General features: G+C 39.6%; 15 protein-coding genes and 1 tRNA gene. All 16 read right to left on the bottom strand.

Translation table 11 applies throughout. From position 1 onward, the window contains the following. Nucleotides 1-169 precede the first annotated feature (169 nt). Nucleotides 170-793, bottom strand: a complete 624-nt coding sequence (locus tag QZT69_RS09730; protein ID WP_294673535.1) for a response regulator transcription factor — start codon at nt 791-793, stop codon at nt 170-172. Continuing rightward, nucleotides 790-2,733, bottom strand: a complete 1,944-nt coding sequence (locus QZT69_RS09725) for a sensor histidine kinase (protein ID WP_294673533.1) — start codon at nt 2,731-2,733, stop codon at nt 790-792. The genes QZT69_RS09730 and QZT69_RS09725 overlap by 4 nt, the downstream gene beginning before the upstream one ends. 400 nt (nt 2,734-3,133) lie before the next feature. After that, a complete protein-coding gene (locus tag QZT69_RS09720) occupies nt 3,134-4,456 on the bottom strand; it encodes a serine hydrolase (protein WP_294673530.1) in 1,323 nt (440 codons plus the stop codon). 35 nt (nt 4,457-4,491) lie between these two features. Then, entirely contained in the window at nt 4,492-5,472 is a 981-nt protein-coding gene (locus tag QZT69_RS09715) for a S41 family peptidase (RefSeq protein WP_294673528.1), read from the bottom strand. A gap of 147 nt (nt 5,473-5,619) precedes the next feature. Further along, nucleotides 5,620-6,480, bottom strand: coding sequence for an AraC family transcriptional regulator (locus QZT69_RS09710; RefSeq protein ID WP_294673526.1), 861 nt, complete (start codon nt 6,478-6,480; stop codon nt 5,620-5,622). Nucleotides 6,481-6,698: 218 nt separating this feature from the next. Next, nucleotides 6,699-6,884: a hypothetical protein gene (locus tag QZT69_RS09705; RefSeq protein WP_294673525.1), complete on the bottom strand. Its 186-nt coding sequence runs from the start codon at nt 6,882-6,884 to the stop codon at nt 6,699-6,701. Between the two features lie 221 nt (nt 6,885-7,105). Further along, a complete protein-coding gene (locus QZT69_RS09700) occupies nt 7,106-8,011 on the bottom strand; it encodes an NAD(P)-dependent alcohol dehydrogenase (protein ID WP_294673523.1) in 906 nt (301 codons plus the stop codon). Between the two features lies 1 nt (nt 8,012). After that, entirely contained in the window at nt 8,013-9,038 is a 1,026-nt protein-coding gene (locus QZT69_RS09695; protein WP_294673521.1) for an NAD(P)/FAD-dependent oxidoreductase, read from the bottom strand. Next, the gene (locus QZT69_RS09690) at nt 9,022-9,246 is read right to left on the bottom strand and encodes a hypothetical protein (RefSeq protein WP_294673519.1); all 225 of its coding nucleotides are present in this window, start codon (nt 9,244-9,246) and stop codon (nt 9,022-9,024) included. The genes QZT69_RS09695 and QZT69_RS09690 overlap by 17 nt, the downstream gene beginning before the upstream one ends. Before the next feature lie 10 nt (nt 9,247-9,256). Beyond that, the gene (locus QZT69_RS09685) at nt 9,257-9,865 is read right to left on the bottom strand and encodes a short chain dehydrogenase (RefSeq protein WP_294673517.1); all 609 of its coding nucleotides are present in this window, start codon (nt 9,863-9,865) and stop codon (nt 9,257-9,259) included. A 410-nt stretch (nt 9,866-10,275) separates the two neighbouring features. After that, complete coding sequence (locus QZT69_RS09680) at nt 10,276-10,638, bottom strand: hypothetical protein (protein ID WP_294673515.1); 363 nt, start codon at nt 10,636-10,638, stop codon at nt 10,276-10,278. A 95-nt stretch (nt 10,639-10,733) separates the two neighbouring features. Next, nucleotides 10,734-11,588 (bottom strand): AraC family transcriptional regulator, encoded by an 855-nt coding sequence (locus QZT69_RS09675; protein WP_294673513.1) that lies wholly within the window; start codon nt 11,586-11,588, stop codon nt 10,734-10,736. A 244-nt stretch (nt 11,589-11,832) separates the two neighbouring features. Further along, nucleotides 11,833-12,189, bottom strand: coding sequence for a hypothetical protein (locus tag QZT69_RS09670; RefSeq protein ID WP_294673511.1), 357 nt, complete (start codon nt 12,187-12,189; stop codon nt 11,833-11,835). Between the two features lie 249 nt (nt 12,190-12,438). Next, a tRNA-Arg gene (locus tag QZT69_RS09665) sits at nt 12,439-12,512 on the bottom strand. Between the two features lie 101 nt (nt 12,513-12,613). Further along, nucleotides 12,614-12,883, bottom strand: a complete 270-nt coding sequence (locus tag QZT69_RS09660) for an ATP-dependent Clp protease adaptor ClpS (protein ID WP_294673509.1) — start codon at nt 12,881-12,883, stop codon at nt 12,614-12,616. A gap of 96 nt (nt 12,884-12,979) precedes the next feature. Continuing rightward, entirely contained in the window at nt 12,980-19,771 is a 6,792-nt protein-coding gene (locus QZT69_RS09655; protein ID WP_294673508.1) for a hypothetical protein, read from the bottom strand. Between the last annotated feature and the right edge of the window lie 18 nt (nt 19,772-19,789).

Here is a 19,789-nt window from a genome sequence, read left to right as displayed (position 1 = left end):
GATAACCTGCCTGCGAATAACCGTTTTTCGGTATAAACAGAAGAAGAACAACAAAAACAAAGGAACATTTTCATAACTGTATCATTTCAGACAACGCAAAGTTCAGGCATCATCATGAGTTATGAAATGGGAGTCGACACGTAATTACCTACGTGGTAACACGTATTATTTAATCAAACAAGTGGGAGTTAATGAGGACCCATTCATTCAATTTTTGCCTGCTGCTATCGATTTTTAATTTTTGAATGATGTTACTCCGGTGTTTTTCAACGGTTCGAAAAGAGATGAACAGTTGATCAGCTATTTCAGCAGAAGAAGCTCCCCTGGCAATCAGTTTTAGTATTTTTTGTTCGGAAGGAGTCAATAACTTATAATGCACTTCATCTGCAGAATCATTTTCGGTCGTGTGTATGATTTTGGGGCTGAAATAAGTTTCACCCACTTCAACCTGTTTGATGCATTTAAGCACTTCCTCTAACGGATCGTCTTTCAGCATATATCCGAAAATACCAGCTTCTTTTCCTTTTTGAAACAGGTAAGAATCTAAACGATAGGTTAAAAAAATAATTTTTGTACGTGATTTATTCTGCTGGCACAACTGCGCAATCTGGATTCCGGAAAGGTGCGGCATTTCCATGTCCAAAAGCGCAATATCTGGTTGCATGTCGTTGATAAGCGTCAATGCTTCCGTTCCGGTGGTAGCTAAAAGGATATCCGAAAAACCGGAGTCGCGAAGGAATTTCTCCAGTCCTTCTAAAATTAGTGGATAATCATCGGCAATCAGCAGTTTCATGTGGATAAAGAAATTTGAATGTGAACGAATGTACCCTGGTTCGGTGTAGATGTGATTTGTATGTACCCTTGCAACAGGGCCACACGCTCGTGCAATGTTTTCCAACCCAAGGAAAGTTTTTTCAATGCTTTCTGTTGATTCACATCGAATCCTTTTCCCCGGTCCTTAACCCGGATTTCCAATGTTGTTGGACGAGCTAAAACCTGAATAAAAAGCGACGGGCTTTCTGAGTGTTTGACCGCGTTTGAAATCAATTCCTGCAAGATTCGGTAAATATGAATTTCCTGCTCTTTTTTAAGCTGAACTGCCGAAAGATCTACTTCACTTTCAATAAATAAATCGCTCCCCTGGTCTGTTGTCTGTATCAGGTGCAGGATGGCATCTTCCAATCCTAATTTGTCCAGGATGTACGGATGCATTCCCTGGGAAATGGATCGGACTTCGTTCAGTGCATGTTGAAGCATGGGTTCTACCGAATCGAGCTGTTTGTCACGTACATTCCTTCCTGCCACAACGAGCATTTGTCCTACGGAATCGTGCAGTTCCATAGAAACCCGTTTGCGTTCATCTTCCAGGGATTGAAGAAGGTCTTGTGAAAATTTGCGTTGATCTTGCTCCTGTTGTGCAATGAGTTCCCGTTTTTTTCGGTTTTTCGCCCCTCGTAATATCAACAGGAACATGGCTAAAATGAGTAACGCGGTGATGCTTAAAAAAGCAATAACGGTGTTTCTTTGTTCTAAATCATGATCCTTTTCCAGGTTGATCTTTTCTTGTTTGGCAATATAGGACTGCTTCTCCAATTCGGCATTGAACTTAGCAATGGCTTTCGTTTCATCCTTGTTTAGTGTACTATCTAAATAAGCGTGGTAGAGTTTGAAGTAGTAGAGTGACGAATCGTATTCGTTTAAGGACTCATAAGCTTCCGACAGGCAGGAAGCACAAGTATAGCGAAATTTGTCACTGCTGTAATCCCAAATCAATTGTTTTGCTTCCCGGCACATTTTCAGTGCCAGTTCCGGTTGATTCAGTCGATTATAAACGATTCCCAGTTCTTTCGCACAAATAGACTGGTCGTAAACAGAACCTGTTTCAATAGATTCCCGATAGGATTTTTGCAAATAATACAGCCCCGAATCCAGTTTCCCGGAATTCGAATAGGTCACCCCGATATCTGTTTGACTCCCCAATGCATAATGATCATAACCGGCTTTCCGAAAGGCATTCATTGATTTCCGAAAACAGTCTATTGCCCGCTGAGGCTGCTTGTAATTCGTTGCATAAACATTACCCAGTGAAGAGTAAATGGTTCCCAGTCCGAAATAATCTTTGTGTTTTTCAGAGAGAAAAACAGCCTCGTATAATGCTTTAACCGCTTGAATGGTATCGTCCATTTGTGCATACAGAATACCAATCACTCCAAGGATTTCTACTTTTTTTTCGGGATCACTGATTTTAGCTATATCTACTTTGTTTAAATAGAATGTAGCTCTTGAAAAGTTCGATTGAGATAAATACGTTTTTGAAATTTCAACTTGATAAATGGGAATTAAAAATTTTACTATTTTTTTTTCTTTAATCAAGTGAATGGCATCTTCAAAAGCTTTACGCTTCTTGGAAAGGTCTTCCTGCCCGTAAAGAATCGCTTTATTCTTGTATGCGAGTATTCGAATTGTATCCGATGTATTCACATCAGCAATGAGCTGATTTAAAATGGCATGCCCTTCTTTCAGCCGATTCCCTGCCAGCTGTTCCTTGATGAATGCAGAAAATACAACCTCTAAGGAATCAATTTGTTGCGTATGCCGGGCTTTCTTTAATTGATACAAAAAAGTGTTTGCCGGATCCGCCTGGTTATAACGCGGGTTTTCCTGCAAGAAGATGGCGCCACTGACACTAAACCGAAACGAAATAAGAAGAACTAAAAAGATGAATCCTTTCATAATGATTACCGATTCTTCGTGAAAATAAACAGAATTGAGCTGTTTCGATACGATTTTCTGATCTTTTCTGCTTTTGGTGTATTTACAGCAACTTTTGCCCCGACAACTTTACAGAATCGTTTCCCCGATCTCTAATTTCTTCAAACAGCTCATTTTTTTCTGTTTTGTTTTTAGCTGTTTTTCAAGATCAATCAGGGTTTAATATTTAATCAACAGGAGATTTCGTCATGAGATTTTTATGTGAAAAAGATACTTGCAAAAGCATTAAAGACACCTATTTTTCTCGTTTCTCTTCGGAAATTTTCACTAAGAATTAACCAAATCTAAGCAGCTACCATAATCGGAAACAGGTTTCATTTTCTCAAGAAAGCGGGGTGGTTTTATCCCGATATAATGGAATTCATTTAACAAGTTTTACGTAATGTTCCTTAATAGCTCCCTGCTGTAAACTCAATTCTTTTGTGACAGGGAAAAACTCCAGTCTTATGTCCTCATACTCAAAGGTATTATTTCCTTTATTGGCAATCGGGAAATACATTTGTCCTGATGCTGCGTTCTGAAACATCGCATTCTGACCGTCTGAAGAAATGGTTAAATTGTAGCCTTTTTCTTTTTCAATATAGGTCCCGGCTATTGCTTCAAACTCTTTTTCCGAAAGGTCATTTGTTCTTTTAAAATTGGGTAATTCGGGGGCATTTCCGTAAGCAAATTGTAACAGGGTCGTCTGGATGTCTTCCGTATAGATATTAATTGCATTTGACAGCGTTACAATTCCTAATTTTTCTTTGGGGAAATACCAGTACTCTGAAAAGTAATTCTCAATCCTTCCTCCATGTGTGTAACCTTCCGGACTTTTAAAATAAAGTTTCTCAATTCCCAGTCCATATTCACCGTTATTTGGGGGAAGCATCTGTTCCAAACTCTTTTTGGAAATCAATTTTCCATTGAACAAAGCCGATAAAAAAACATTTAACTCAACAGCGGTAGAAACCATTCCGCCGCTGGAAGGGTGATTGGAAAAGTTAACTTTAGCATTTCGAATGTATTTGTCCTGAATGCTATACGACAACGCTTCATTCTTTGTTTCGTCCGTTTCCGTTGAGAAATAAGTGTTTTTCAGATAAAGGGGACGACAGATTTTCTCATCCAGAATTTGCGCGAATGATTTCCCATAGATTTTTTGAAGTATAAAACCCAATAAAGCGTAATTAGTATTACTGTATTCATAATCGGTACCGGGTTCAAAATTGCTTTTTTCGTTTACAAAATAACCGATAAAATCTTCTTCGGTATGAAACGCTTGTTCCCACTGGTTTTCGTCGGGAATTTCAGTAAAGTTGAAAACCCCGCTTCGGTGTTTCAGCAATTGTTCTATGGTTATTTTTTTAGCATTTTTTACCTGAGGATAAAAGGAGCAAAGTTTATCATCTAACTTTATTAACCCTTCTTCAACAGCTTTCAAAACCAGCACCGCAGTATAAGTTTTGGTTATTGAACCTATCCTGATTTTGGTGTCCTTATTGATTTTTACCTGGGTATCGGTATTGACAAAGCCCACAGATTTTGTATAAATAATACTGTCGTTAAAAAAAATGGCAACGCTTCCCATAAACTTACGGTTTGCAGAAAGATGCTCAAAATAAGCGTCTAATTGATGTTGGGCAAACAGCGGTGTGATGAATACCATGCTGATGCATAAAAGCAACAGGTGATTTATTTTCATTTTTTTATTCGGATTTATCATTGGTTCTAAAAATTTTATCCCTTGATGTATTTGATGGCAAAATCCAGCCAATCATCAACTGTATCATCTAAGTACACATCCGGCTGAATGCCTATATTGTCAATCGGATAATGCGGAAGTCTTGCCGAGCGATAAGTGGGAAGATAGAGCGTATAATTGTCGCATCCCAGTTTAAATTCCCTGATAGAACCATAGTCCAACACTCCCATTGACGGAGTTCCCAATATCTTTACTTTTTTGCTCTGACGCACGGAGAACAAAAAATTTTCCCCTGCACTGGCTACATGCTTATTGGCTAAAACAATAATTTCTTTCGGACTTTTTACGTAGAGCTGAATGGTATCCACCGTTACTTTTTTACCGTCATATAACACAAATTCACCAAGGTTTTCTTTGTATTCTTTCAGATCATCTTCGATTTGTTGTACAGCTCTCAACGAATCTTTAGGTACGTTTTGCAAGGCATAGTTCCGCAAGCCGTTGATCAACGTAGGAGTTGATAGAAATTCAACATTCATAATCCGCAACGGATTGGTTAAAATATAAGGTAGTAAAGGTTGGTAAACGTCATCGGTACCACCAAAATTATCCCTTACATCAATAATCAGTGCCTTTGATTTCTCAATGTATTTTTTGTTTTTGACTATCAGTTCTTTTACCGGAGCAATATTTTCATATTTAAAACTGGAAATCCTGATATAGAATATATTTGACTCCAACCTTTTTGCTTCAATCTCAGGTTTCTCTTGTTTTTGATAATCTATTTCAATGGTATCCTGGTTGTTTTCAGCCTTTTCTTCAATGTATATATGCTCGTCTTTGAAAAAAGAAGCATATTCGTTAAGCACCTTTATACATTCCTGATTATCAAATATCCCGGACTTTTCAAGAGCTGCTGTTTTGTGATTTTTATATAGTTCTGTATTGAACACGGTTTTTTCCTTAAATCCCGGATAATTACTCTCTATTGTAGTAATTAGTTTTTCGATAGCCACTTCACAATTGCAATTATTTTGTGCGAACAAAGAATTTCCAAAAAACAAAATAATAACGCATAACCTACTTTTTTTCATCACCCATCCAAATTATTAGCATACAAAAGTAGACAGGCTCTTCTTTTGGGAATTGTAAAAATGTAACCACTAAACAAAAAGCCAAATATTTTCTTTATCCGTATCTACGGTTTTAAAGAATTTACCGGGGCTTACTTTTGTCAATGTTTTAAAATCCTTGATAAAATGTGACTGGTCATAAAATAGACTTGAGTGAGAAAGTACCGTAAGATTTTTACTCTTTTTATGTTCTAAAAGCGCATTTCTAAAGCGGTAAATTTTACGGTATTCTGATGGCGGTTTACCAATATGTCTTAAAAACAGGCTATTGATGTGCTTTCTTGAAACTCTGTATTTCAGAGCGATGTCTTCCATGTTTAAGTCGGATTCCACATCGGCCAGAATTTGTTCCATCAGCATCAGATTTTTCATTTCAAATTTTGACAGCCAATATTTTTCCAATAATTCGATTTGAATTTCTCTGTCCGATTGGTTAAAAACTACTCGCATTTGCTCTTCAAAATCATCAAATGGAATAACATTAACCATGGATGGTTGCTTAAAAATAGTTGGACTGTCTATAAAATGGTTGACCCCAAGTGGTTTGAAATAAATGGTGATTTCATCCACCGCATTTTTGTAAACTACTTCAATGGGTTCGGTATACCTGATTACAATGTCAGTTGAAATTTCATTTGTTTTAGCACTTGTTACCAAATATGAATTCTCTTTAAGTTCTACTTTTGCTTTTTGATTTATAGATAGAATACAAAAGTTATTGGGAAACGTATAGTATTTAATCTGCTCCGACTTTTTGTCTTCTGAAATGAAGTAATAACCTTCTATATACTTTTTTAACAGGTTGTTTTTGGGGTTGTAATAATCCAACTTCATTTTTTGCGTTGTTGTTTTAAAATGACATACAACTTCATTATTAGCGAATATACTCATGATTTTTGTTTTTCAGAGTTGATTCAAAAAACTTGAATTACAGAGTAACTCTAAAAAACAGCCTCATATTTATTTGTCCGGGGGCAGCCTTTATTGAGTAAACGAAACCAAAATATATTCAAACAAAAAAGGAAACAAAAATGTTTCCCTCCGTCACCCCCTATGGGGAAACGTCAAACTTTTTGATGGAGGATTTGGATACCTGCGTGTTACAGCTTTCATCCGGCGTGTACCGCTTTCAGGATTTCATAAACAAGAAAAGCAGGCCAAACCAGGGCTTTTAGAAAACCAACCACTCCCATCCAGAATCCTGTTGCTGTTGAGATATAGTAAACTGCTGCACCGATCATTCCCAAACCATAAACAGCGCCATTGGGTGCATTTTGCTTTATTTTTTCTTTCATGATCTTATTTTTTTACAAGTTCACTAAAAAATGGGGTCTTTCATATGACGCTCCCGATGTCAAAAGATGATAATTGTCATCATCGTCCGGGCCTGAAACCTTCAGAGCCTTAAAATCCATAAAACCAAAAAAGGGGCTGTCTCTTTTGAGACAGCCCCTTCAATCTACTTGTTGTTAACTTAAATAAATTCATAGTTTTGTTTTTGAAAATTCAATTACAATCAGATCAATCCCTCTTGCACTAGCACTGCAACATTGCCTCTCTTGCGGAATTGCTCGACGTACATGTGAGCAGCTCTGATATCCTTCAGTTTGTAAGTCTTATCTATTACTGAAATCAGATTTCTGGATTCGATCAATTCCTTGACAAACTGCAATTCTCTCTTACTAGGTTTGGTTTGACTCTTAACTGTCACAAACTTTCCATTTTGAGATATAATTTTTCTGATTGTAGACTTGCTTATTTTTCCAACAGCATCAAACACAATATCGAAGGTTGCGTTCAAGGATGTTATTTCTGTCTGGGTATAATCAACGGTGTAATCAGACCCGAGTGATTTGACGAGTTCAATGTTCTTACTACTGCATACCGACGTAACTTCGGCACCAAAATACTTGGCAAACTGTATTGCATAGGTACCTACACTTCCAGAAGCTCCGTAAATCAATATTTTCTGACCAGAGGTCACTTTCGCTTTTTTCAATAAAGAGAAAGCAGTTAATGCACCCAAAGGGGTTGTTGCTGCCTCTTCAAAAGACATGTTTTCTGGCTTGAGTGATATAATGTCAGTTTCTTTTAAACAGGTGTATTCAGCATATCCTCCAAATTTGAGCATGCAATAGGCAAAAACGGGATCTCCCACATTAAACTCACGTACATCGCTTCCGCCTTCTTCAACAATTCCAGCTAACTCGTAGCCTAAGACTTTTATTCTTCTGGGTTTAAACAAACCATTAAAGAGTCTTGCCAAAAAAGGGTCTGCTTTTCTCAATCGCCAATCGGCTGCTGATACAGAAGTTGCGATGATCTTTATTAAAATTTCATCTTTTTTCGGAACGGGCTTTTCGATGTCAGTTAGATTCAAAACATCTGCGTCACCATATTTTTCATAAATAACTGCTTTCATTTTATCTACGTTCTATGATAAATTTTTCTTCTACAAGTTCTTTATTTACTGTCATTCCAGCCGTTGTTCCCATCGCAACAGCGCTCGCAACAGTTCGCATTCGATTCACATTATCGCCACAGGCAAAAACACCGTCAATTGTTGTTCTCTGCAAAGCATCTGCTTTTAAGTATCCTTCAACCGTTATCTCACATCCTAATTCTTCTGGTAAGGTACAATGTTGATTAAACGGAAGTCGTGAATAGACTGCCTGAAGCGATTGCTTTGTACCGTCATTAAAAATGATGGATTGAAGTTTTCCGTGGACGTGTTCTAATTCCTGAACTTCTTTCTCTTCAATACGAATGCTGTGTCTTTCGAGTATTTTTGTTTGTTCGGGTGTCAATGTTGATTTCCCGTTGGTGAATAATGTCAACTCTTTTGTCCAATTTGAAATGAGTTTGGAAAATTCAAATCCATATTCACCATTACCCAAAACACCTGTAATTTCGCTCTTTACTTCGTATCCATGACAATATGGGCAATGCAAGACGGAAATTCCCCAACATTCTGAAAACCCTTTTATATCTGGCATTACGTCTTTTATACCAGTTGCGAAAATGAGCTTATTTGCGTAAACGACATTTCCTGAAGCTGTTTGAACCTCAAAAAAGTTATCGGCTTTACTCGCTTTCGTGACTATGCCATCGAAAAATTCAATGGTATTGTATGAAGAGACTTGTTGCTTTGCAAGTTCTGAGATTTCCGTTGGCGTTTTTCCGTCTTGTGTCAGAAAATTATGTGAATACGGAGTTTGTCTGTTGCAGGGTTTCTTACTATCAATTACCAAAACTTTTCTCAAAGCCCTTCCTAATGCCATTGCGGCTGCAAGTCCTGAATAACTGCCTCCAACAATGATTACTTCAACGTGTTTTTTATTCATCATTTCTTTTTCCTTAAAAAAAGGATTGAAGCGCAACGGCAAGAAGAAAGCTGTTGATACGATCCCCGTTTGTTTAATAAATCTTCGTCTACTGAAGTTTGTCATTTTGAGAAATCTTTTGCTGAATCTTGTTTACAATCGGTAACCCGATAAATACCATCCATGGAACCAGCACCATTGTTAGAATGAGTGTCTTCACTGGCAGTGGAAGATTCACCAAATAGCTCCCAAACAATAGATTAAAGAGCGTAATCGATGGATAGATCACAATCCATACTTTGATTGCTTGAATGACTTTTGTTTTTGTGCTCATTACTCTTGTTTTAAGGTTGAATAATTTGTCCCGTTATAGCTCCGAACAAACTTTTCTTGAAACCAAATTCCAATTGTCTCATAGTTGTAGGAATTTCACCAGGGAAATACGGGAAGTACTGTGGAGAATCTTCAATTACCGTAGGACTTACCGCGTTGATACGGATTCCATTTTGGAGCTCAATTGCGGCAGCTCGAACGAATCCTTCAACTGCCCCGTTTGCCGCAGACGCATTTGCGAAATTGATTTGAGGTTCATGTGTTAAAGCTCCAGTTATCAATGTAAACGATCCTTTTGGATTGATATAATGTTGACCAATGAGCACTAAATTGATTTGCCCCATCATTTTACCTTCTACACCTGCTCTAAATGTTTGATCATTGAGATTTTTCCATGGACCAACAAACGTTGGACCTGCCGTAGAAATCAACGCATCAAAAGGGCCTATTTTTTCGAACATTTCCTGTATTGATTGGATGGATGAAGTATCTACTTTCACATCTTCGGAATTACGACTTACTCTGATTACTTCGTGATTTTCCTTTTCCAGTAAGTTGGCCAAAAACTGCCCCATGGTACCTGTTGCACCAACGATTACGATTTTTTGTTTTGTATTCATTTTTATGGTATAAATTGTTACAATGTAAAATTACCTTGCCCAAAAGCCTTTGTTATAGGACAATTAATAAGTTCAATAGGATTGTTTTGAAATTTTTAACCCTGTGGTTTACAGGGTCAATTTTAGAAATACCCCATAATTGTTTTGGTGTGTTTGGTGGCTCCGTAACAGTCGTAATTATGTGCAAGTCGCAAGTCCAAATCTGAAATGCTTGTAGGTTAAACCCAAACGACTATATACGTAGCTTCTATAGTGATTGCCAGTTTCCAGATCATGATTGTAGTGAATCTGCAAACGGGAATACAACGACCATTTCTCAGTGATTTCGGGCTTGTATTCTTAGTGCGGTATTGGAGATCTTTTGTCCATGAGAAAAATAGTAACTCGGCAGGTACACCGCAGAAAATAATCTAGTCTGATACATATTGCAGGCCCACAAAATTTTTCATTCCATCTACAGAAGTAAAACTGACTCCCGAGTTGATGCTTAGACCTTTGAATAAACGCTGATAAAGAAGAGTAGTGTTTTGAAACTCATTATTACTGAGATCGCTATAATCTGCTGCATAGGCCGTAATGGATAACATTCCTGTTTTCTTTGTTTCTGTAATAGTTTTGTTTACCAAGAGTTGCAAGAACTGCCGTTGATCACCGATCATTTCTTCTACAGTGACCGATTTGGGAGTGGAAATTCGTGCAGCATCCTGAGCACGTAACAGCGACACAGCGAACAATGCAAAAGATAAAACAATTAATAAATGACCTCTTTTCATATCAATACGTTTTTGAAGTGTGTAAAAATCAAACACTACAAAAGTATTTGAGGGTCAATCCTTTAAAAGAGGAAAAGCTTCAAGAAGAATAGGCCTTATTTGAAGTTTTGTCGGAATGCTTCTGGTGAAGAACCAGTATGTTTTTTGAAAAAGCGAATAAAGTAGGACACATCTTCGAAACCGAGAGAATATGCAATCTCTTTTACTTGGTTCAATGTTGCAAGTAAAAGTCTTTTTGATTCTAAGATCAATTGATCATTAATTAAGTCAGAAACCGTTTTGCCCATCACTTCTTTCGTGATTCGATTCAGTTGATATACAGAAATGCCCATTAGCTCGGCATATTGAATTACCGTCTTATGCTCTGTTAGATGCAATTCTAACAATTCCTGAAACTCTTCAAAACGTTCTTGCTCATAGGAAAGTTCTATCGTTGAATTTTGGCTAGGAGAAAGACTTTGTCTTAAATACTCAATAAAAAAGATTTCAAGATTAGCTTTGATCAAATCGGCATATCCCATTTGCTTATTGGCATATTCCATATAAATAGTTGTTAGAGTATTATATAACCGTTCAAATCGATCTCGAGTAACAGCACAAAAACTTTTAGAGGCAACTCTTCTCAACCGTTGTTTACTGTCGCTATCTTTTGGACTATAAAACTCTGAATTGAATTCCATCAAAAAACCATCACTCTCTTTATCCAAATGAAGCTTGTGTACTTGTCCCGGGCGAAGAATGAAGATCGAATAATCACCAACAGGATAATTTATAAAGTCGATTTCGTGTTCTCCTCGACCATTTTTGACAGCAAGAATAAAAAAATAGGTGTGTCTATGTAAATCATGTACCATAGGATGCCCATTCAACAAAGATTCAATCGTTCTTATATTGAATCTATCTGTTGGATTTTCCTTCGTATCTGAAATTTGCCGTATTGGGATTTCCATATTGTTACACTTCCTTTCAAAGATAGAATTTTAGAAAAAATATGGGATTTAACTTATTGAGATAAAAAAAGGGAAACATTGCTGTTTCCCTTTTTTTATCTCAAGCGCGGAAATGTCAAACTTTTTGTGGGAGGATTTGGAGTTGGTTTTGCAACTTGATGCGATCTATTAATGAACAGTTTCAAAAATATTTGAAGCATAACGTGTTCCAAATGGGAGGCGCGGGCCTCAAGGATATGGTTGTTTAGCCGTGGCTTTTAATTGATGTTACCTGCTGGCTTCTTTTAATTAATTTTTCTTCAATCCAATCAAATATTAATGACGCTCCTTTTTCATCAGGATTCCAACCCATCTTTATAGCTTGCTTAATGATGGTCTCTGCATCTTTAGGTTTCAATATCTTTAAATTCAAACTTTCCACATTTGGAAATTCAACCCAATAACTATTTATATCTGTTTCAAAAAACACTTCAATTTTACTACCTTTTACATTTTCTTTTTCAGCTACAAAAACATTGTATCCATCATTTGGTCCAACAATCCATCTGTATTGGATATCATCAATTGTTATTATTCTTGATTTTTTCTTAGGTATTGCCATGTTTTGGTCTTCTTCGTGAAAATATTTGTAATCCAAAGCTACACAAAAGTGTGAGCGTGAGTTTTGAGGGCAAAAAGAAAAAGCGAACCAGGTGGAAGATTTAGATTCCTTAGCATAATTCCTTCCTCAATTCTCACTCTCCGCTCTCGCTCTGAAAGAAAAAGGATCCAGGATGAGGACAGAATGAAAATGAGAATGAAGTAAAAAGAAAAAGGACAATAGCTATCGCCATTATCCTTTTTCTTTTTGTGACCTCGTCAGGAGTCAAACCTGAAACCTTCAGAGCCGTAATCTGATGCTCTATTCAATTGAGCTACGAGGCCTTTTTTGCGTTGGTATTACTACTGTATTGCGGGTGCAAAGATAGGTGCTTTTTTCGTTTTTGCAAGCAATCTTTGCGCTTTTTTCTTTAAAATGTGATTTCTTATTGGATCTCAGCCGTTATTCCTCTTTCTAACAGCGCAGTACACATCGGCTCTAATTTTTCATAGTCGCCGCGTTTTACCTGGCATTTACCATTAAAATGGATAATCCAGGTACATTGTTCTGCCTGTTCTACTTCGTGCTTACATACTTTGATCAAGGATTCGATCACGTGATCGAAGGTATTGAAATCATCGTTGTATACCACCAGGTCTTTCTTTTCTGTGAGTAATTCTAAGACCTCCGTTTCGTTCTGTTCAAGCGTTTGCATCTGTTTTGTTTGTTTTACAAAGTTAGTACTTTCTGAGATAGCAGAAGGAGAATGAGAGCGAGAATGATGATTAAATCCTCATTCTGTTTCTGTTTCTCATTCTGACTTCAACCGGGCTCCGTGAGTTGTCAAAATGCCCTCTGCTTCCTTTCGCTCCTCTTCCCCGCTTACGTTCATCGAGATTTCGATGGTGAAAGCGTTGGTCTTTATTTCGTAAGGAAGCGTCAAGCGCAGCAGCCAGTTTGCCCACGAACCCGGAATATCCTTAAAGTCCCATACTCCTACAACTAACTTTTTATTTAGTTCATCCGCCGCAACTGATTCCGGTTGTTTTGATGGAATACGCACCAAAGTATCGAATAGCACTGTATTGTTTACCAAACGCGGTAATTCCCTGCCTGGTTGGGATTTGATACGCAAATCTGTCTGATCGAAATAGAAATCGCCCTGAACCCGCAGCTGGTTCATCAGCTTACGCGGATATTCGGAATATATTTCTCTGGAAGCCAGGGAATATTGGTTCAATACCGGTTTTTCGATCACCGGGTTCTCCTTGGCATATTCTTTTGCTACCTGCTCGTTAACAGGTGTTTCGGGCACTCTCGGTAGTTCCTGTTCTTTAAACAAGATCTCTTCTCCTCGCTCTGCAAGCAGGTTCTTCGCTTCCTGTAAGGAAATGCGCTCTCCGTTAAAATAAGCAGTGATAAAAGCATCTGAAACTCCTTTCTCAACCGCTTCTGCTTTCTTCGGACGTGCTTCGTCTATCGAACGGAAAGTTCCCGTGGAATAGCGGATCTGCCCGTTCTCCAAACGGCGGGTTACCAGCGGATTGATATCGTGCAATTGTTCTTTGGTTGCCGGACGGTTATAAACCCCAACCTGAACGGTATAGAATAATCCTTTGATCTCTTCTATCGCTATTGCAGCAACGGCTCCCGGAGCCCTGTTGTAATCGCTGATTTTCGGTTCCGGTTTGTATTTCGCAATGGTATCTGCCGGAAGCTGTGCAATCGTATTCTGGATCACTTCCATTACGATCGAATCCTGGCGCATCGGTTTACACAAACCTTGTTCCTCCAATTGTCTCGCTTCCGCCAGGCTGATGCGTTTTCCGTCACAATAAGCTACTACGAATGCGTCGTTATATCCCAGGGCACGAATATCCTTTTGTGCGTCCAGTACTTTCTGACGATTGCCGAAATAACCAGCCAAATAGCGCGTAATTCCGTTATCGAGTTTTTCCCCGGTTACCGGACTGAACTCCTTAAACAAGGCTTCCGGAATTGGTTTTGCGAACGCCCCGACCTGAACACGGTAAACCAATCCTGTCGGTGCCTTTACTCCTACCGGAATGGCTTTCTTAATCACTGAAGGTGCCAGTTCCGGATCTTTTTTGATCTCAAATCCACTTCCTACTTCCGGAGCAAGAACCGCAGCAATGGTTGTTGAAACAGCTGCTTTCGGCTGTACTTCACGTGTTAAGACGTTTTTCCAGGACTGCTTGTCTCCTTCTACGGTGTTCAGGGTTGTATTCAGGATGCTTTCCTTCTCAGTAATCTGCTGGTTCTTAGCTGTCAATTCACTGGACAACTGCTGTATCTGTGTTTGCAGTTCAGTGCGATCGACCGGATCTTTCGCTGTAACATATTCTTTTCGTTTCTCTTCCAATTGGGTCTTCAGCTGGTTCACCGCTTCTTTTAAGCGGTTGATCTCCTGCTGCTGCTCGCGCAATTGCGGGTAGTCCTTGTTTGAAGCAATAGCCTGTTCTTCTTCCACGGAAACGGTTTTCGCCAAAGCCGGATCATTGATCAGATCATACCTCTTTTCAGCACTCAGCGCAGCTAGCTGTTCATCGATCTTAGCAACAGCGTTGACAAATACCTGTTCCTGTTTCTTTAAATCTTCAGCCTGTTTCGGGTCGGTTGTTGCCCTTTTCAGCTGGCTTTCGATTTCCCCGATCTCAATGGAAAAGCGTCTTTTCTGTTCTTTTAAAGCTGTTTCTGATTGAACGATTTGCCTGCTTTCATCAAATATCTTCTGACCGTTCAGGTATTCGGCTGCAGCTTCCAATAAAGTAACCTGGCTCGTTTTTTCCAATACCGGATCTGTTGCTTGAGCAGTCACCGAAGTACGCTCAATTACAACGTTTTTCAACGGATCGGAAGTCGACACGGCTTCCAGGGTTTGTTTCTTTTCGGCAGCGGTATTTCCCAAAGCAAGGACTGTACGCTCCTGGATTGCAGTTTCTGCTTTTTGCTGTGCTTCTTTGTTTACCGTTAATTTATTTTCGATCTCCGTTTTGTCCTTCGCAGATGCCGCTGTGTTCAATTGTTCTTTCAACTGCCTCTCTTCTTCTTTCAGCTTAGCGAGGTCTGCCTGCGGATTCCCGGAAACAACTGTTTTAACGGCAACCGGAGTTTGTCTCTCCGCTAAAGCTTCTAGCGACACGCGGTCTGCTTCAATCACTCCTTTGCGTTCGCGGATCTCCTGCAACTGCTGCTCCAATAAGTCGATTTTCTTCGCATCCGGAGATTCGGAACGTTTTTCTTCATCGATCCTGGATTCGATACTTTCCGATAACTCATTCAGGATCTGAGTTTGTTTCTCAGCTTCTTCCTTACTGGAAGGTTTCTGCGTCATGGCAAAATCATACTCGCTTCCCAATACTTTTTCAAGGCTCGCAACTTCCGGAGTCGTATTGGTAACAGCAACCGGAGTTTGTCTCTCCGCTAAAGCTTCCAGCGACACGCGGTCAACTTCCACAATTTCTTTTCGGATCCTGATGTCTTCCAGCTGATTTTCCAGTTTCCCAATCTTTTTCGCATCCGGATTCGCAGCATTTTTCTCCTCCGCTATTTTAGAAGCAATTGTTTTAGAAGTTTTATCCAGGAGTTGAATTTGCTTAGCCGCTTCTTCCTTGCTGGAAGGTTTCTGCGTCATCGCGAAGTTGTATTCGTTTCCTAAAACCGTTTCCAAACTCGCTACATCAGCGGTAGGATTGGTATCGATCGGTGTTTTATTGGCAGAAGCTTTCAACTCTTCTTCCGTTTCTTTGGATTGCTGCAAAAGATCGGTCAGCACCTGGTTTTCTGCAATTTTCTCCGCTGAAAAACCTTTTTCGATCGATTTGTTGTTAGCCTGAATTTGTTTCCCGATCGCAGTCTGCAATTTCAGTTCCTGCTCTAGTTTCCTGGCAGCTTCTTCCCTGTCCAGGTTCTGAATTTCATCTGTATTCAAGACCTGGTACTCCGGCATGATTTCCTGGCGTACCTGCTCCTCATTCAATTTTGCTTTTACCTGCGAAACAGCGGTTTGTTTCTGTTCCTCCAATTTCGCTTCATGAATGGCTTCCAATCGATTCAGATTAATCAGCTTATTGATAGCGGTTGAATCCGCCGGATTTTTTGCAATAATCTTCTTCGTTTTATCCTGCTGGTCTTTAATGACCGAAAGCAGTTTTGCTTCTTCGTTAATCAGTGCTTCGGTTTTCTCCGAAGGAGAAGTATTCCCGGCTTCAATCTTAGCTAAGTTCTCTTCGTAGGTCGGACTAATTTCTTTCACCAGGTCCGTTTCCGTATTCTTCGGATCAACCATAGCGGTACTGCTCAAAGCTTTGATCTCTTCGTTTCGGGAAGCTATGTTCTCGTCAAACTGTTTTTTTAGATCAAGCAATACTTCTTTGCGCTTGGTACTTAAAGCATCTGTCTTTGGATTTAAGGTGGTCAATTCCTTATCGATTGCATCAATGGTATTGCTTTCCAGCTGGTTCAGGGCTTTCAACTCCCCCAAACCGTTCTTATCACCGATGGCTTTCTTCTCTTCTTCGTAATTCGGAGCAACCTGCAACAGTTCCTTTTCAATGGTCACGGCAGCCAACTGTTCGTTCCTGCCGGCTTCGATCTCATCCAGTTTTTCCTGGCGGTCTTTCACAGCGGCTTCCTTATCTTTTTTAAGCCTGGTCAGGGCATCTTTTTTGTCCTGCAGTTTTTGGTCCAAAGGGTCTTTGGTCAATGATTCGTAAACCTTGTCCAATTCCTGGTCTACCTGTTCCAATAAAGCTTCGTCTACCTTATTCTGATCTGCCAGACGTTCTTCCAAATTTGAATTATTTCCGGCGTTTTTCAGGTCAGTATCGTAATTCGGCATCAAAACTGCCAATTCTTTTTCGGGAGTTGTTGAGGTATTAACAGGAAGCTGCGATTCAGACAGAATGGTTTCTTTATTCTTCGCATTTTCCGTTTTAAGCGCCAACACTTCTTTTTTCTGCTCAACCAGTTTCGTGTCTTCCGGATTCTTAGCCAGTCCTTCATCGATTTTGGCTAATTCCTGGGCCAGTTTTTTATCCAGCTGTTCGTTATTCTTTACTTTCAGCGCCACTTTTTCTTCGTGGGTCAGGTTCGTCTGCTTATCAACAGCATCCTGGGAAACAGCATAATCTTTCTCAAACTCGTCGACCCGCATTTTGGATTCCTGGGCAAGTGCATCATTGGTTCTTGCTGTGATTTGCGTGGTATCGATATTCTTAAGCTGTTCCTTCACATATGCTTCCAGTGCGCGTACATTGTTTGTATTGATTGCTTCCAGTTTCGCATCGGCCTCAGCTTTGGTTGCCGTTTTATTATCGTTGGTATGCTGCAGGTTGTTGATAAAAGTGATTTGTTTGGTATTCCCAAGCTCTTTCTTTTCCAGGTCGGCAGCTTTACTTTCCAAACGCTTCGTTTCTTCGGAAACCAGTTGTTTTTCGGATTCTTTGGAATCAATTTTAGACTGAACAGCCGGTTGGTCTTTGGCTTTCGCAGCTGCCAATTCGGCTTTAAGGGCACTAATTTCCTGATCCAATTGTAATTCACTTTTCTTGTAAGAATCAAGCTGTTTCTTCAACTGTTCGGATTGTTTTCCCAAACTTTCGTTCTGTGCCAACAAATGATCTACCGGATGAGATTCCTTTTCGCTTTCAATGTTTTTTACAAGCTCAGCTTTTGCAATGACAGCATCTTTCAACTGATCGTATTTTTCTTCCACCACGGACTTACTAACCGTTTCTTTCAGTTCGGTAATGGATTTCAATTTTTCCTGTTCTTCGGGGATGAGTTTGGAAATACTGTCAGCAAAGGCATTGATGTGCTGAATTTCTTCTTTCAATTCAATGATCTTCGCCACTTTATCATTGGCTGCCAATAAAATATCGTTCTTTTCAGTATTTGTTCCGGCGGCATTTGCTTTTGCGACGTCTTTTTTCACTTCTGCCTGCAGGGCTTCCACCTGTTCTGCTTTCTCCACAATGGCAACCAGCGAACCGGTTTCCAAACGTGTTAATGCATCCGTTTTTTGCTCCTGTTTCTGCTGAATGGACTCAAACTTCGTAATGATTTCCTGGTTCGATGCACCTTCCAAACCGATATCGGCCAATACTTTCTTGTTCTCTTTCTGAGCATCCAATGCATGGATGTCAAAATTCCCCGAATTCACATTTAGTTCTGCACGCGTACGGATCACTTCAGCCAAAATGCCCGCAGCATCGTCTACAAACTCGTTAAATTGGTCCACAACACGCACCACTTTTCCGTCCGTTCCGGTAGCTTCCTCCTGGATCTTCTGTTTCAGCGGCTTGAATTCTTTCAGGAAAGGAACATTCACCTGGGCTTTGTATACTTCTGTGCCTCCATCAACGGTCATTTCATAGGTGTATTTTCCGCCTTTTGGAAGGGTAATCAGATAACTTCCCTTATCATTTGATTTAAAGGTCCCTATCTCGTTTCCGGAAGCAAAGTCGGTTACTTTAATGGCAATTTTCTTGTTTTCCGGTTTTACAGTTGAAGCAAATTCTCCTTTGATAATTGCCAATTGAAGCGGTACACGATCTACACGCACTTTATAAACATGTATTTTCCCGTTCTGGCTTTGGCGCGACGAAGCAAAATAAGCGTTCTTTTCCAGGGAATCCACCACGTAGAACAGATCATTGTCCGGGGAAGAAATAGCAAAATCCATGTTTTCCGGCTGACCGAAGGAATTGTTTTCCGGGTCAAACTTAGAACGGAAGACATCAAATCCACCCATGGAATTGTGGCCTTTGGAACAGAAATACAGGTATTCTCCATTCGGACTCAGGTATGGAAAGTCTTCATCAAAAGTGGTATTTACATTCCCTGCAACCGGTGCCGGCAATCCCCATTTTCCATCCGGGAGCCGTTTTCTTGAATAAATATCCTTGCTTCCTTTCTCCGAATCACCGTAAGAAGAATAATAGATTGTTTGCGCCTGATCCGGGAAATGGATTAAAGGCGTATGATTTTTCTTTTTGTCGATCTTCGACTGATATTCTGCAGTAATCAGCATTACACCGCCGATATCTGCCAGGTTATACAAGCGGAAGAAAGAAGCATACTCGATCTCCTTTTTTTCCAGCACCACCAAATCCGTAATAGTTGTCAATAATTTTTTCCCATTCTGGCACATCTCGATCTGGTGATTGATATCAAAGTTCGGATTCGGTTTCCCGCCGCTTTTTTGAATGTAGATGTTATAGTTCTTAATGGCTTCGTTGAACTGGAAATTTAAGTGAAATGCTTTTCCCAGGTAGAAATAAGCTTCCGGAGCAATGTTCGGATCCGTAATGCTATAATTCAAATATTTGAATGCATCCTGCTTTTTATAGGAATTGAATAAGAGACAGGTCCCGTATTTGTAATTGTATTCGGGCGATCTTGGATTGAGTGCAATGAGGTGCAAAAACTGCGGAGTTGCTTCTACAAATTGCTCTGCATCGAAGAGTTTATCGGCTTTTAGCTTTAAATCGGCTTCGGCTTCCTGGGCAAAAGAAAGATGAGCTGTCAGGATTAACAGTAATAGTAGGATCCAACCATTTATTCGTTTAAATGACTTCAAGCTCAACTTATTGTTTTA

This window comes from uncultured Fluviicola sp. (assembly GCF_902168135.1).
In the GTDB taxonomy this organism is placed as follows: domain Bacteria; phylum Bacteroidota; class Bacteroidia; order Flavobacteriales_D; family Crocinitomicaceae; genus Fluviicola.
Note: the sequence above shows the minus strand (reverse complement) of the source record. Positions and strands in the feature narration are given on the sequence as shown.